This is a genomic window from Rhodococcus sp. ZPP, assembly GCF_017656075.1.
Taxonomy (GTDB): Bacteria; Actinomycetota; Actinomycetes; order Mycobacteriales; family Mycobacteriaceae; genus Rhodococcus_F; species Rhodococcus_F oxybenzonivorans.
Genome location: NZ_CP058638.1, coordinates 3,962,149 through 3,976,532 on the forward strand (window position 1 = coordinate 3,962,149; position 14,384 = coordinate 3,976,532).

The following is a 14,384-nucleotide window of genomic DNA, read 5'->3' on the forward strand; positions in this document are numbered from 1 at the left end:
TAATGTGATTCGGGTGTGGAACCTGAGTTCCCCCGTCTCGCGCCCCGAATCTCGAATGGATGAGGAGTGTCCATGACTCACCGGCCGTCACAGCCGCGAACCGATTCGCCGCGATATCTCACCGAGGACCGACTGGCGATCCGTGACCTGGCACGCGACTTCGCGATGAGCCAGGTGCTGCCCGTCGCCAACGAACTCGATCCGGTCCAGGGAACCATCCCCGACACCCTCAAGAAGGCCATGGCGGACGTCGGATTCTTCGGCATCATGATCCCCGAAGAGCACGGCGGTCTCGGTCTCGGTGTATTCGAGTACTGCCTTGTGGCCGAAGAACTCTCCCGTGCGTGGATGAGCGTGTCGGGGCTCCTGGCGCGTGGCAACGGGATGGGGGGCGGCTTCACGCCCGAGCAGGAAGCCGATCTGCTGCCCAAGGTGGCGCGCGGTGAGTACCTGGGTGCCTACGCGTTGTCCGAGGCGGAGGCCGGTTCCGACGTCGCCAACATTTCGTGCCGTGCGGTCCGGGACGGCGACGACTGGGTGGTGAGCGGCACCAAGATGTGGTGCACCTACGCCGACGAGGCCGACTACCTCGTTCTCTTCGCCCGGACGGACCCGCAGAAGGATCCGGCCAAGCCGCACCGCGGCATCAGCGCCTTCCTCATCGAGAAGGAGCGCGGCGAGTTCCCGCAGGGCATCAGCGGTACCAAGATCCGCAAGATCGGCTATTTCGGCTGGAACACGTGGGAGTTGTCGTTCGACAACTACCGGGTGCCGGCCAGCGCGATGCTGGGTGAGGAAGGCAAGGGCTTCTACCTGGCAGTGAGTGGTCTGGAGGTGGGTCGTGCGCACACCGCTGCGCGGGCCATCGGCCTCGCCCGGGCCGCGCTCGAGGACTCGATCGCCTACCTCCACACCCGTCGGCAGTTCGGTCACGAACTGGCAGATTTCCAGCATCTGCGCTTCAAGGTCGCGACGATGGCGGCCGACATCGAAGCTGCCCGCCAGCTCATGTACTCGGTGGCCACCGATATCGACACCGGACGCCGGTGCTCTCTCGAAGCGTCGATGTGCAAACTCGTCGCGACCGAGATGGCCGAACGCGTCACCAGTGAGGCCGTGCAAATCCATGGAGGCGCGGGCTACACCACCGACTTTCAAGTGGAAAGACATTGGCGCGACGCACGATTGACGAAGATCTTCGAAGGTACCAGTGAAATTCAGATGCGGATCATCTCGGACGAGTTGCTGGGGAGAGTGTCGGAATGAGTGTCCTCACGCAACAGCAGCGCGTGGCTGTCGGCGACAGGGCCGTCAGCGCCGAGCGCCGGGTGTCCGACGTCATTGCCGCGTCGGGCGCTACCTTCCCCGGATCGGGTGCGTCACTCACGGGGGTCGTCATCGCCGGAGTGCTCGACGCATCGAACCTGGACGGCGCAGCCCGAACGGGTCTGCAATGGAACACCGTGTCGGCGGTAGAGGCCGACGACGTCGTTCGGGCCGAGTCGGTGATCACCCGCGTTCAGCGGTCCGAGGACACGGTGGAGGTCGACCGGCATCTGCGGTTGATCGACGAGAACGGAAGCGTCCGGGAGCAAGGAGTCGAAACCTGGCGGCTGCCTGAGGGGTCTGCCGTCGGAACCGATCCGGCCACGGATTTCTGCACCGTCGCGTGGGCGGAGCTTCTCCGCGAAGCACTCGCCGACGACCGGAACTTCACCTCGTCGTTGGCCACCTGGGACGGGACGATAGGCCTGTGCTGCCTCGACGGTTCGGGGCACAGCCGTGAGGTGCATCTGAGGATCTACCGTGGACGCATCATCGACATCAGTAGGCGAGTTCCGGGGGGTGCGACGTTCACGCTTCGCGCGCCGGCGTCGACATGGGTGGACTTGATCTTCGGTGAACATCACGACTTCATGCGGCGTGCAATCCGAGGCGAATTCTCTTCCGCGGGAGACGGTTACGAATACCTGCGTCTCACCAAGCCACTTGACATCCTCGTCACCCACGCCCGGGCCGCCGCGAATGACCGACGACGCGAGCAGAACGACACCCCGCCACTCACCGGGGGAAGGGAGGCCCGCTCATGATCGAGGCCCGCTATCTGAACATCGATGGCGCTCTCGGGTTCGTCGAGATCGTCACACCCGACACGTCCACGGACGGCACACCCACGGTGCTGTGCCTGCACACCGCGGGACAGAGCGGGGTGCAATGGCGGCACGTGGCATCGGCACTGTCGAGGAGGGGCTATCGGGTGATCGTGCCCGACCTTCCCGGTCATGGCCGCTCCGAGCCTGCGGTCGGCGGGCCCGTCACCGATCTCGTCGTCTTTGGGAACTGGCTGTGGAAAGTGCTCGACCTGCTCGGAGTCGAGCGACCCTATGTCATAGGCTGCTCGATCGGCGGGAAGCTGACCCTCGAGCTGGCGACGCGCCCCGAGCGCCCACTGGCCGGCGCAATCGCGATGGCAGCCGAGGCAGGGCCCGGCCGGGTCAACGTCGGCGGACTGCGGCGCGAACTCGAGGATGTCGCCGGTCCGAGTCGCGGTGACCGCACCTACCTCGGCACCCTGGCCTCGGTGGGACACTCCGTGCCCGCGGAGGCAGCCCAGCTGATCGCCACGATGCACAAGCGTGAAGACCCGGAGATTTCGTCCTCGGATCTCATAGCCTGGGGAATGCACGACGTCCGGAACCGTCTGGGCCACATCACGTGCCCGCTCCACGTCGTCGCCGGAGAACAGGACCCCTGGATCCAGACCGGTGCGGTCGAGAAGGTGGCAGCGGTGATCAATTCGGCGCGACCGGGCTACGCGCGCTACACGAAGCTCGACGGAATCGGCCACTACCCCATGGAGGAGGTCGACGACTTCGGGTCGTTGGCGGACCAGTGGCTGACCGAGTTGCGTTCGGCGGAGGTGCTGTCGTGACGGCGCACGACACGGCCACCCGCCGTGACTCGCTCGCTTCGCTTCTCGACGAACTGGTGACGGCCGACCCGGATGCTGTCATGACGATCGACGTCGTGGGTGACAGGCGGGTACCCCTAAGCCGCGCGGAGTTCGCTGCACGCGCCTCCAGTGTGGCGTCGGAACTGCGACAGACCGGTATACGGCGTGGCCAGTGTGTGGCTGTGCTGCTTCCGAACTGGTCGGATGCGGTGCTCTGGCAATGGGCGGCGTCGGCGGTCGGGGCACACGTCATCGGCGTGAATACCCGCTACAACACGCAGGAAATTGCCCACATTCTCACCTCGGCCAGGCCGGCGGTAGTGGCGGTGGCCGCCCGGTTCCACGGACTCGATCTGTTCCGACGACTACGGGATGCGCAGCAGGATCTCGACATCCCGGCTCCGGTCGTCGCCGTCGTGCGAGGGCCGGAGGTGGGCGCGTGCGAGCTCGAGTGCGCCGCGTTCGACCTCGGCAGCGGCGCCTGGAACGTGGGTGACGGGACCGACGGTTCTTTGCGGGTACCGCAGACGCCCGACATGGCGAGCACGACCGTGGCCGGCGCCCACGCGGACGCCGACGACCCGCTCGCAGTGGCATTTACGACTTCGGGATCCACCGGGGTACCGAAACTGGCCGCACATCGGGAAAGTGCAATCGTTCGCCACGCACGCGCGGACGCCCGCCTTCTCGGCATCGAGCCCGGTGATGTGACCCTGTGTGTGCTACCGGTGTCCGGCGTCTTCGGATTCAGTACCGCGATGGCAACACTCGCGGGCGGTGGTGCGCTGCTGATGGAACCGGTGTTCGACGCCTCCGCGACCTCCCGGCGTATGCAGTCCGAAAGGGTCACGCACGTCGTGGGCGGCGACGACCTCTTCACCCGCCTGTACGACACCTGGCACGGCGGGGAACGCGCTGACCTGTCCTCGCTGAAGAGGATCGGTATCGCAGACTTCCTCGGCCGGTCTCATGAGGTGGCAGCGTGGGTGCGCGACGAGTTCGGTGCCGTCACCACCGGCGTCTTCGGGTCGTCCGAGGTGTTCGCCCTGATGCTGCTCTGGACGGATGGTGACCCGGAATCGTTGCGGTGGAACGGTGGGGGACGCCCGGTGTCCCCGGAGATCGAGGTTCGGATAGCCGACCCTCTGGACGACTCCGTACTACCGGACGGTCAGCAGGGTGAACTTCAGGTCCGCGGACCGAACGTCGTCGACGCGTATCTCGGTAGTCCGGATGCAGCGGCGCGAGCATTCACGGCGGACGGGTGGTTTCGCAGCGGCGATCTTGCCGTCGCAACGGGCGACGGCGGCTATACGTACGTATGCCGGATGGGTGACGTACTGCGGTTGCGCGGATTCCTGGTGGATCCGGCGGAGATCGAGCACCGGTTGGCCGAGCACGAGTCCGTGCACCTGGCGAAGGTCGTCGGGATCACCGGCGCCGGCGGATACACCCAGGCAATCGCCTTCGTCGTCCCCACGGAGGGTGCAGAAACCGGCGCTGCCGAATTGAAGGCGTGGTGCGCAGAGTCGTTGGCAGCGTTCAAGGTTGCGAGCGCCGTGCACATCATCGAACGAATGCCCACCACGGTGGGTGGAAACGGAACCAAGATCCGAGCGGTCGAGCTGCGCGAATGGGCGCAGCAGTGGACCGATCACGAAAGGGATTTCCGCAGTGCCTGAAAACTCGAATGCCCAGGCGAACGATGTCGTCGTCTGTGAGCCCCTGCGTACCCCGGTCGGACGCTATGGCGGGCAGTTCAAGGACGTTCCCGCTGCGGACCTCGGTGCCCGCGTGGTGTCCGAGCTACTGGCTCGCACGAAGATCGAACCGGAAAGCGTCGACGACGTCATCTTCGGGCAGTGCTACCCCAACGGTGAAGCACCCGCCATCGGCAGGGTCGTGGCCCTGGATGCCGGCCTGCCGGTGACCGTTCCCGGACAGCAACTCGATCGCCGTTGTGGGTCCGGCCTGCAAGCAGTGCTCGACGCAGCGATGCGTGTGCAGACGGGGGTGGCCGAGTTGGTCATCGCCGGCGGCGTGGAGTCGATGAGCCGCGCCGAGTACTACACCGAGTCGATGCGCTGGGGAGCGGGCGGAGCGCCGGCAGCACTCCACGACCGTCTGGCTCGCGGGCGGGTGACCGCGGGGGGCCGGAACTACCCGGTTCCCGGCGGCATGCTCGAGACGGCGGAGAACCTGCGCCGCAAGTACAACATCAGCCGCAGCGAGCAGGACGAACTTGCGGTGAAATCCCATCAGAGGGCTGTCGCAGCGATCGAGTCGGGGAAGTTCGCTGAGGAGATCGTTCCGGTGGAGGTTCCCCGCCGCAAGGGCGACCCGCAGCGTGTCGATCGGGACGAGCACCCCCGGGCGGACACGACGGTCGAGTCGCTCGCCCGGTTGCGCCCGATCATGGGCCACAGCGACCCGGATGCGACCGTCACCGCAGGAAACGCAAGTGGGCAGAACGACGGCGCCGCAGCCTGTCTCGTCACCACCCGTGCCCAGGCGGAGCGTCTCGGCCTTCGGCCACTCGCACGGCTGGTCACCTGGGCGGTGGCCGGGGTCGAGCCGTCCGAAATGGGTATCGGACCGGTGCCGTCCACCGAGCGGGCACTGAAGCGCGCGGGGCTGACGCTCGCAGACATCGACCTGATCGAACTGAACGAGGCATTCGCGGCACAGGCGCTGGCCGTCACGCGGGAATGGAACTTCGGAACACAGGATTTCGACCGCACCAACGTCAACGGGTCGGGCATCTCGCTCGGCCATCCCGTCGGTGCGACGGGAGTGCGAATCCTCGCCACCCTGTTGCGCGAGATGGACCGTCGCGGCGCCCGCTACGGACTCGAAACGATGTGCATCGGCGGCGGCCAGGGATTGACGGCCATCTTCGAGCGGGCATAGCCACTCAGCTGTCGAGAGTCCGAATCCAGTCGGTGAGCGCCCGCACAACCTGTGCGGGCGCTTCCGGCAGTAGTGCGTGACTGGCGTTCGGGATGACGGACACGGTGACCACTTCGCCCAACTGGTCCCGCAGTTCGTTCGCCGTCTCGCGGGGTCGAAATGGGTCCAGAGCTGCCTGAAGGTCGAGAATCGGCTGATGTGCCACGGCCCACCACTCCTCTTTGGGTGTAGCGGCCGAGGCTGCGAGCTGCTGTTTCGACACGTACGGGTACCAGCCGGTGAGCCACTCGGCGGGGTCGTTGCCGGGTGCGAAGAACCCGGTCTGCAGATGGCGGAGCCGCTCGGATTCGGGCAGGGACGAGTCGGCGCACTGCACCGCCAGCGTGGTCAACTCGGCAGGATAATGCCGCGCCCCACCCGCCGCGACCACGACGCCGCGCACCAGCTCCGGCCGGTCGGCGGCCAGCATCCGGGCGACGTAATGCCCGAAGGCATGGCCGACCACCACTGCCGCGCCGTTGTCCTGCGCCTCGATCACTGCTGCCACGTCGGCGGCGAGGTCATGCAAGGTGATGTTGTCGAGCGGTCCTTCGCTCCGGCCGATTCCGCGGGGCTGCGGGCGGGAGACGCGGTACCCGTTCCGCGCCAAACCCTCTGCGACGTCGTCATAGTCGTACGATTCGCGGCCCAGTGAGGGCAGCAGAATTACCGACGGACCGTCACCCTCGACGACGACCTCGATCACTGCGTCGCTAGTGTGCACGAACTCGGTCGTTCTGCCTGTCATCATGCTTCCTGTCCTGTACAGCAATGCCCCGGGTGAGGCGATGCGAATCGTCTCACCCGGGGAAATGGTGGGTGGGTATCAGTCCGTGGCGGGATCGAGCGCGAAGTCGTAGTCGACCACCTTACGTCCCGCGTCGTCGATCACTGGATCGAGCAGCAGTTCGGGTTTGGTTGCGGTGGCGACATCATCGTCGACCCAGTCCCCACCGGCAAAGTACAGCTGCGTGATGATCGGCTGCTTGCCGGGAGAGGTCACCCGCAGGTGGAGGTGCGCCGGACGCCACGGGTGCCACCCGGCAGCCTCGATGAACTGGCCGGTGGGCCCGTCGGTCGGGATCTGGTAAGGCGCAGGCTGAATAGTCGTGATCTCGTATCTTCCCTCCGAGTCGGTCACGATGGTTCCGCGCAGATTCCACTCGGGGAGGTGGGGTGCGAACTGAGAGTAGTAGCCTTCGTCGTCGGCATGCCACAACTCGATGGTTGCCCCGCTGAGTCCTGCGCCGTCCAGGTCGGTCACCTGACCCCGGAGGACCAGCGCTGGGTGCGCCCGATCTTCGTCACGCATCGGAAGCGTGCACCGGGCCGGGAGCTGTGGCGCTCCGGGAACGTAGTACGGACCCTCGATGCTTCCTTTGGTGCCCTTGAAGTTCCGCGAGTTCACCTCTTCGATGTCGTGCTCGACGAACACGTCGAGAAGTAGCGGCCACTCACCGCCCTCGCCCACATCGATGAGCCACTGCTTGAGGACGCGGTACTCCGGATAGGTGACGGCATGCTTCTCGATCAGGGCGCTCAATCCGGCGAGCGCCTCGGTAGCGATGGCGGACAGACGCTCCGGCGAGGTATCGGCCGTGAATCTGGCGCCCTTGAATTTGTCCGTCGCGGCGTTGCCGGAGCCGACCGCGGTGGGGCTTTCTGTGGTGATCATATTCTCTCCTGGTCTGAGGGGCTAGCTGCGGCCGAAGTAGGACACGTCGTCGTTGCCGATCAGGTCCGGCACTGTCCAGCCGTCGAGGTCGTACTCGGCCAGGCACTGCTCGGCCAGGCCCTTCATGGAGCTGACGGTTCCCCGGTTCTCGGCGAACATGAGCAGTTCCGCCTTGACGCCCTCGTGGTTGCCGGCGTAGTTGCGTTCGTACAGTTCGTGGCGGCCACCGAACTCGCTGCCGATCGAATCCCACAGCGCCTTCATGATCTTGACGCGATCGACCGCGGTCATGCCCTCCGACCCGCGGACGTACTTGTCGAGGTACGGCCGGACGTCGGGACTCTTGAAGTCGGCGGCCGACGACGGCAGATAGATCAGCCCGGATGCCACGTCCTGTTCGATGATCTCCTTGATGCGGGGGTAACCCTGCTGCATGAACATGCGGTAGGTGAGGCCGTACTCGAGCTTGGGGATGACCGTGTCGCCCACCCACGGCTCCGGGTCGCGGACCATCGATTCGGTGAGGGACCAGAACAGGTTGCGCCAGCCGATCACTTCACCGACGCGGGTCTGTACCCCTCGGAAGCCGCCCGCTCCGGTGGCGTCGAGCGCCTTCATCAGAAGTCCGGCGATGAAGTCGAGCTTCACGGCGAGTCGCGTGCACCCCTGCAGGGTGAAGCGCGGCAGAAAACCGGACTGCGGGAAGAAGGCGTTGATCTTCTCCACGTCGCCGTACATGAAAACGTTTTCCCACGGCACGAGTACCTTGTCGAAGACGAAGATGGTGTCGTTCTCGTCCATCCGGCTCGACAGAGGATAGTCGAACGGGCTTCCCATCACCGCCGCCTGCTGCGTGTAGGACGTGCGGCAGATCAGCTTCACGCCTGGGGCGTCCATCGGCACCGTGCAGATGAGCGCGAATTCCTTCTTCTTGATCGGCAGGCCGTAATGGGCGATGAAGTTGTAGTTGGTGATCGCCGAGCCCGTGGCCACGACCTTGGCGCCGGAGACGATCAGGCCCGCGTCGGTTTCCTTCTCCACCTTCATGAACACGTCGCCGACCTCGTCCGGGGGCAGCTGTCGGTCGACCGGCGGGTTGATGATGGCGTGGTTCCAATACAGGACCTTTTCCTGCGACTCCTTGTACCAGCGTTCGGCGTTGTCCTGGAACGGTGAGTACAGCTCCTTGTTCGCGTGGAGGGTTCCGAGGAATGAGGCCTTGTAGTCGGGGGACCGGCCCATCCAGCCGTAGGTCATCCGTGCCCAGGTGGCGATGGCGTCGCGGTCCTTCAGCAGGTCGTCCGAAGTCTTCGACGCCCGGAAGAACGGCATAGTGACGCCGCCGTTTCCGGTGTCGGTGGGTGTCGTCAACGTGTCGACGTGCTCACCGGTATGCATCGCGTCGTAGAGTCGCGCGGTCATCCGGATCGGGTTGCGGAACGCGGGGTGGGTGGTCACGTCCTTGACGCGATCCCCGTGCAACCAGATTTCTCGGTCATCACGCAACGATTCGATGTATTCGTCGCCGGTCATCGGCCGCGACGCGAAGTTCTTCGTGCGGTTGGCCTCGCTGTCGGCGGCCACGTTGACCTTGGTGCGGTCGACGGTGGTCTCGGGGGCGGATTCGGTGGTGGTCATGGTGTTCCCTTCGATCAGAATTACGAGGCAGCCTGGGCGAGTTGCAGGTGGAGCGGAGTGAACGAGGCGGCGGCGTCGAACCATCCGCTGTGAGGGTCGTCGAGGCAGCCGTTCCACGCCGTGGTGCCCGAAGTGGCTCCCAGGTCGTGAAAAGTGCTGCGGTAGAACAGCAGCGGATCTTTGGTCGAGTCGACGGACGCGTCGACGATCTCGCCGATGAAGATGATGTGGTCACCGCCGTCGTAGGAGGCCCAGGGCGAGCAGATCAGCGTTGCTGCGTTGCCCGACAGTGCGGGAGCGATACCCGAGGAGTCCCACACCGGTTCCGTCCGTTGCGGCTTTCCGGCGAAGTGCATGGCCGTGTCGAGTTGATCGGCGGCGAGGATGTTCACCGCGAACGGTGCGTCGGTCAAGTAGCCGCACGCCTTCGACTTCCGGGTCAGCGTCACCTGGCACAGCCGAGGCTCGATCGAGACGGCGGTGAAGGCCGTGACAGTGGCTCCGTGCGGAGTGCCGTCTGCGTTGGTGCACGTGATCACGGTGACGCCGCTGGCGAACTGGCCGAAGATGTTACGCAGAGTGCGTTGATCCATTTCGAGACCGCCTTTCTGCACGATTCGTGCGAACGCCCCTGCATTTCCAGGGCATGCACACAACATATGACGGCCGTCACAGCCCGTCGATCCGCATTGCGAAGGCGCGATCCGGATCGCGAAAGAGAGTTGCCGGGGTCGGCGCCCACGCCCTTGTAGTGACGGACATCACAGGCGATGCTAAGGTCGGGAATTGCCCGTGCGCGGCCGTAGCGCGAGGTGAGAGGTCTGGAAGCAGGCATGCGAGAACAGCTGGCGGGTTCGGGTTTCACGGACTGGGACGAAGTCCACGAAGTGGTGGCCGACGCCTACTTCCCTCACGACCTGCGTCCGCTGTCCCGGGACGACGCGGCAAGGTCATCGCTCGAGTCCACTCAACTCGGACCCTCCCGGCTCGCGCGAATCGGGTTCGGCGCGGCCGTGTCGATCGAATCCGACCACCCGGGCGCATACGGCATCAACATCCCGCTGGCCGGCCACATCGTGTCCGTCACCGGTGCCAGGGAAGTGACCTCGACGCCAGGATTCGCGACGATCTGCCCACCTGACACCCGCACCGTGATCACCGACTGGAGTAGCTCCTGCGAGATCATCGGTTTCAAGGTGGAACGGGACTATCTGCAGCGGGAGATGGACCGCGTACTCGCGAGGCCGGGCCGGCAGTTGCCGCGGCAACTCGACCTACGGTCCGGCGCGGGCGCCGAGTGGCTGGGATTCGTCCGATCCGTCGCCGACCAGGCGTTGCACAACAGCATCCTCCTGCAGAGCGATCAGGTGTCGCGGCAGCTCTGCGGTGCACTCACCACCGCGCTGGTACTCGCCGCGATGCCGGATGACGACGCCGGCGCATCGGGTATCCGACCGCGCATCGTCAAAAGGGTGGTCGACGCGATCCAACAAGACCCCGCCCGCCCCTGGACCGCGGGCGAGATGGCCGAACTCGTCGACGTCAGCGTCCGCCGCATGCAGCAGGGATTCCGCGAATACGTGGGTATGACGCCGATGGAATATCTCAGCGACGTCCGGCTCGAGCGCGTCCACGCAGACCTGACCGCAAGTGTCTCCCCGACAACGGTTTCCGACGTCGCTTCGCGCTGGGGCGTCATGCATACCGGCAGATTCGCGGCCGCCTACCGGCGCAAGTTCGGGGTGACGCCGTCCGACACCCTACGGGGCGGGGAGTCCTGAGGGCTGCGTGGTCTGGTCTGGTGTAATCGCGGGTGGTGTTCGAGGCGAATACCCAGGACGTACGCTCTGGTAGCGCGATTCCGGCGGTGAGTTTCAGGCGTGGTCCTCGCCGCCGCAAACCCGGCACGCTCCAGGCCGACAAGGACTGCGACAAGCACCGCCGGATCGCTGCGCGGGCAGAGGGCATTGTTCGGAGCATCGCCCGACGTGGCGTCGACAGGAACGAGCGGCCCGGTAGACACCGGTGGAAGATCGAACGCACCATCGCCTGGCTCACCGGGTATCGGCGCCTGACCATCCGCTACGAACGCCACGGCGATCACTTTGTCGGATTCCTCCATCTCGCTGCGGCACAACCGCTTCAAGACGGTCCCCACATGGGGCAAGGTCTTAGTCGAGCGACCAGCTGTGCGGTTCCTGGATCGTTGCCAAGATGCGGTTCGATGTGATTACTCACCTAGGTGGATTGGTCGGGAGATCATCAACAGCTTGCGCGGTCTAGTGCGGTGATCCTTTCAGTCGGCATCGGGGCGGGCACCTGGTAAGGCTGCCGCAGAGGTCCAGTGAAGTTCCGCTGCAAGCGAATAGTCCCACTGACATGAGTGACTCGCGGAACGTGTCGGACCCCTGGGGTAGTGTTGCACTCATCAGTTCGACTGGGGGGTCGGTGAATAGCGCAGTGCTGGATAGCTCAGTGTTGAATAGTCCGGTAGCAGAGCAGCTGTCGACGTTATCTGCATCTATCGACGTGCTCCTCGAAAGCGACTTGACGGCACTGCGCGACTCCGACGTGCTCGAGGCCATGCGGCGATTGGAGCAGTCGCTGCGCCGCGCCGAGGCGGTGTCGCATCGGTTGGTCGTCGAGAGTGTCGAACGCTCGATACCGGCCGCACTCGGATACAACTCGCCGAACAAGCTACTCGTCGACGTTCTCCGTGTGTCTGCGGTGGACGCATCCGCCCGCGTCGCGGCGGCGCGAAACCTCGGTGTGTGGCATACATTGTCCGGTGATTCGATTGACCCTTCGATGCCCGAAACTGCTGCAGCGCAACGTGACGGCGACATCGGACCCGGTCATGCACGCGCAGTGGTCAAGGTGATGCGGAAGATCCCGCACGCAGTCGACAACGACGACGTTTCCCACGCCGAATCGATGATCCTGGCCCAGCTGGCGAGAACCGGGACACCCGAGGACGTCGAGCAGGCCGGACACCGGATACTCGCGTACCTCAACCCAGACGGAAACCTCGGTGACGACCGTGACCGCAAGCGCAGACGCGGCATCTCGCTCGCGCGGCAGGATTCCGAACTGATGTCGAGAATTTCCGGTGAACTCGATCCCACGGCGCGAGCGTTGCTCGACCCGATCCTCGCCAAATGGGCCCGCCCCGGAATGAACAACCCTGACGATCCGGAATCACCGACGGGTGACAGCGAAGACGCCACACTCGATCGCGCAGCACTCGCAGCGGCGGCCGCACGCGACACCCGCTCGGCGGCCCAGCGCAACCATGACCCGTTCAGTGCCATATTTCGGGCGCTGCTCGAAACGGGGGTACTCGGCAGACACCGCGGCCTGCCCGTCACCGCGATCATCACGATGACGCTCGATCAACTCGAAAAGGCCGCAGGCGGTCTCGCGACGACAGCGAGCGGTGGTCTCCTACCCCTCGAGGACGCATTGAAGCTTGCCGAGCATGCTCATCCGGTTCTCGTACTGTTCGACCATTCCGGTCGTCCTCTGCGCCTAGGCAGACGTCGTCGGCTCGCCAATGCCGATCAGCGGCTTGCCCTGATCGCTGCCGACGGTGGATGCACCCGCCCGGGATGCGCTGCGCCGGCTAGTCTGTGCGCGGTCCACCACGTCACCGACTGGCAGAAAGGCGGCGGGACCGACATCGACAACCTCACCCTCGCCTGCGATGCGTGCCACGCACAGGTCAACGATGGCTCAGCCGGCTGGAACACCACATCAACCCGGCCTGATTCAGAATTTCCGGGCAGGACCGAATGGATTCCACCACCGCAGATCGATCCCACACGAGCTCCGCGAATCAATCACCGGCACCACCCCGGTGAGTTGATCGAGCATGCGCGGGCGAGCAAAACACGAGGCCGGAGTCTTCACCGAACAGAGCGAGGTGCAGGGTGATGCAGCAGGAATCACCCGCAGTCCACCATGAGGTGCCGAGGGCCGCGCAGCACCGGGTTGGGTCGGTACGGCGGCGGGTCCTCCACGAGGCGCGGGTTCGGGAGTCGGCGGATCAGTTCATTGAGCGCCATCTGACCTTCGAGCCGGGCGAGTGGTGCGCCGAAACAGCTGTGTATGCCGCTGCCCAAGCCGAGGTGCTGGTTGTCGGCGCGGTCGGGAACGAACCGGTCGGGGTCGGTGAACCGCTCCGGATCCCGGTTGGCGGAGGCCAAAGCCAGGACGATCGGTGAACCCTTCGGCACGGTCACGCCACCGACCTCGACGTCGACGATCGGGGTTCGCTGGGGAACCAAATGGACGGGCGGTTCGAACCGCAGCAACTCCTCGACCGCCAGAGGCATCAGCTCCGGATGGCGCTTCAGGCGATCCAGCTCGTCCGGATTGCGGAGCAGGGTGAGCATGCCATTGGTGATGAGATTGACGGTCGTCTCATGGCCGGCGATGAACAACATGATCGAATTGGTGACCAGCTCGAGAGTGTCGAGACCGCCCTCATGGTGATCGGCCGCCAACCCGGACAACATGTCGTCACCCGGATTCTTTCGGCGTTCCTCGATCAGCCCGGCCATGAACATGCCCATTTCCATCTGTGCCTGCTGAGCTGCTTTCATCTTCGCGTCGCTGTCCGAATCGCGGGTCGGTTCGATGGAGGCCACCAGCGCATCCGCACACACGTGAAAACGCGGTTCCTCCTCGCGGGGAACACCCAGCAGTCGGCAGATCACGGACACCGGGAAGGGATACGCGAAGTCGTCGACGAGATCGATGCGGTCCTTCCCCTCGAGGTTGTCGACAAGGGTGGACACGAGGTCCGCGAGTTCTCCGCGCATGGAGTCGACTCTGCCGGGCATGTGCGGCGGTCCGAACTGCCGCGTCGTCAATCGTCGAAGCCGGTCGTGCTCGGGCGGGTCCAAACGGATGAATGCGGGCCCACCGTTGTCGGCTCGATCGGCGCCGGGCATTCCTGCACGGCGATTGTGCAAGTCGGAACTGATACGCGGATCGTGCAGCAACGCGGCGACGTCGTAATACCGTCCGACGAGGTAGGAACCGTTGTCCTGCAGCGCCGCCGGTGTCTCACGAAGTTCCTCGTACAAGGGATACGGGTTCGCTCGATTCGACTGGTCGGTGATGCGTTCGAGCAACTGCGCACGCGACATGACGAATCTCCCTGTT

12 protein-coding genes and 1 pseudogene are annotated in these 14,384 nt (G+C 65.1%); 8 read left to right on the plus strand and 5 right to left on the minus strand.

From position 1 onward, the window contains the following. Window positions 1-72: 72 nt before the first annotated feature. From HYG77_RS18780 to HYG77_RS18800, 5 genes are read left to right on the plus strand one after another with little or no spacing between them, the layout of a single operon-like run. A complete protein-coding gene (locus HYG77_RS18780; RefSeq protein ID WP_109333985.1) occupies window positions 73-1,266 on the plus strand; it encodes an acyl-CoA dehydrogenase family protein in 1,194 nt (397 codons plus the stop codon). Continuing rightward, on the plus strand, window positions 1,263-2,090 hold the full coding sequence (locus tag HYG77_RS18785) for a hypothetical protein (protein ID WP_208960204.1): 828 nt from the start codon (window positions 1,263-1,265) through the stop codon (window positions 2,088-2,090). The genes HYG77_RS18780 and HYG77_RS18785 overlap by 4 nt, the downstream gene beginning before the upstream one ends. Then, complete coding sequence (locus HYG77_RS18790) at window positions 2,087-2,932, plus strand: alpha/beta hydrolase (RefSeq protein ID WP_208960205.1); 846 nt, start codon at window positions 2,087-2,089, stop codon at window positions 2,930-2,932. Before HYG77_RS18785 ends, HYG77_RS18790 begins: the two co-directional genes overlap by 4 nt. Next, window positions 2,929-4,635, plus strand: coding sequence for an AMP-binding protein (locus tag HYG77_RS18795; RefSeq protein ID WP_208960206.1), 1,707 nt, complete (start codon window positions 2,929-2,931; stop codon window positions 4,633-4,635). Before HYG77_RS18790 ends, HYG77_RS18795 begins: the two co-directional genes overlap by 4 nt. Next, on the plus strand, window positions 4,628-5,863 hold the full coding sequence (locus HYG77_RS18800) for an acetyl-CoA C-acetyltransferase (protein ID WP_109333979.1): 1,236 nt from the start codon (window positions 4,628-4,630) through the stop codon (window positions 5,861-5,863). The genes HYG77_RS18795 and HYG77_RS18800 overlap by 8 nt, the downstream gene beginning before the upstream one ends. Before the next feature lie 4 nt (window positions 5,864-5,867). Here HYG77_RS18800 and HYG77_RS18805 read toward each other — a convergent pair whose 3' ends face one another. The 4 genes from HYG77_RS18805 to HYG77_RS18820 form a co-directional block, all read right to left on the minus strand. Continuing rightward, complete coding sequence (locus HYG77_RS18805; RefSeq protein ID WP_109333977.1) at window positions 5,868-6,653, minus strand: alpha/beta hydrolase; 786 nt, start codon at window positions 6,651-6,653, stop codon at window positions 5,868-5,870. Window positions 6,654-6,728: 75 nt separating this feature from the next. After that, on the minus strand, window positions 6,729-7,577 hold the full coding sequence (gene catA, locus HYG77_RS18810; RefSeq protein ID WP_109333975.1) for a catechol 1,2-dioxygenase: 849 nt from the start codon (window positions 7,575-7,577) through the stop codon (window positions 6,729-6,731). 21 nt (window positions 7,578-7,598) lie between these two features. Next, a complete protein-coding gene (locus tag HYG77_RS18815; RefSeq protein ID WP_208960207.1) occupies window positions 7,599-9,215 on the minus strand; it encodes a 4-hydroxyphenylacetate 3-hydroxylase N-terminal domain-containing protein in 1,617 nt (538 codons plus the stop codon). Between the two features lie 20 nt (window positions 9,216-9,235). Then, window positions 9,236-9,808: a flavin reductase family protein gene (locus HYG77_RS18820; RefSeq protein WP_208960208.1), complete on the minus strand. Its 573-nt coding sequence runs from the start codon at window positions 9,806-9,808 to the stop codon at window positions 9,236-9,238. Window positions 9,809-10,048: 240 nt separating this feature from the next. On the opposite strand from HYG77_RS18820, the gene HYG77_RS18825 reads away from it, so the two are divergent. The 3 genes and pseudogenes from HYG77_RS18825 (at window position 10,049) to HYG77_RS18835 (ending at window position 13,148) form a co-directional block, all read left to right on the plus strand. Continuing rightward, a complete protein-coding gene (locus HYG77_RS18825) occupies window positions 10,049-10,996 on the plus strand; it encodes an AraC family transcriptional regulator (protein ID WP_208960209.1) in 948 nt (315 codons plus the stop codon). Window positions 10,997-11,067: 71 nt separating this feature from the next. Then, window positions 11,068-11,259, plus strand: a pseudogene (locus HYG77_RS39685) (IS5/IS1182 family transposase); the annotation flags it as partial. Window positions 11,260-11,690: 431 nt separating this feature from the next. Next, complete coding sequence (locus HYG77_RS18835; RefSeq protein WP_244372940.1) at window positions 11,691-13,148, plus strand: HNH endonuclease signature motif containing protein; 1,458 nt, start codon at window positions 11,691-11,693, stop codon at window positions 13,146-13,148. 11 nt (window positions 13,149-13,159) lie between these two features. Here the strand turns inward: HYG77_RS18835 and HYG77_RS18840 are convergent, their stop codons facing one another. Further along, window positions 13,160-14,368 carry a cytochrome P450 gene (locus HYG77_RS18840; protein ID WP_208960212.1) on the minus strand — a complete coding sequence of 403 codons (1,209 nt, stop codon included), beginning with the start codon at window positions 14,366-14,368 and terminating at the stop codon, window positions 13,160-13,162. Window positions 14,369-14,384 lie beyond the last annotated feature (16 nt).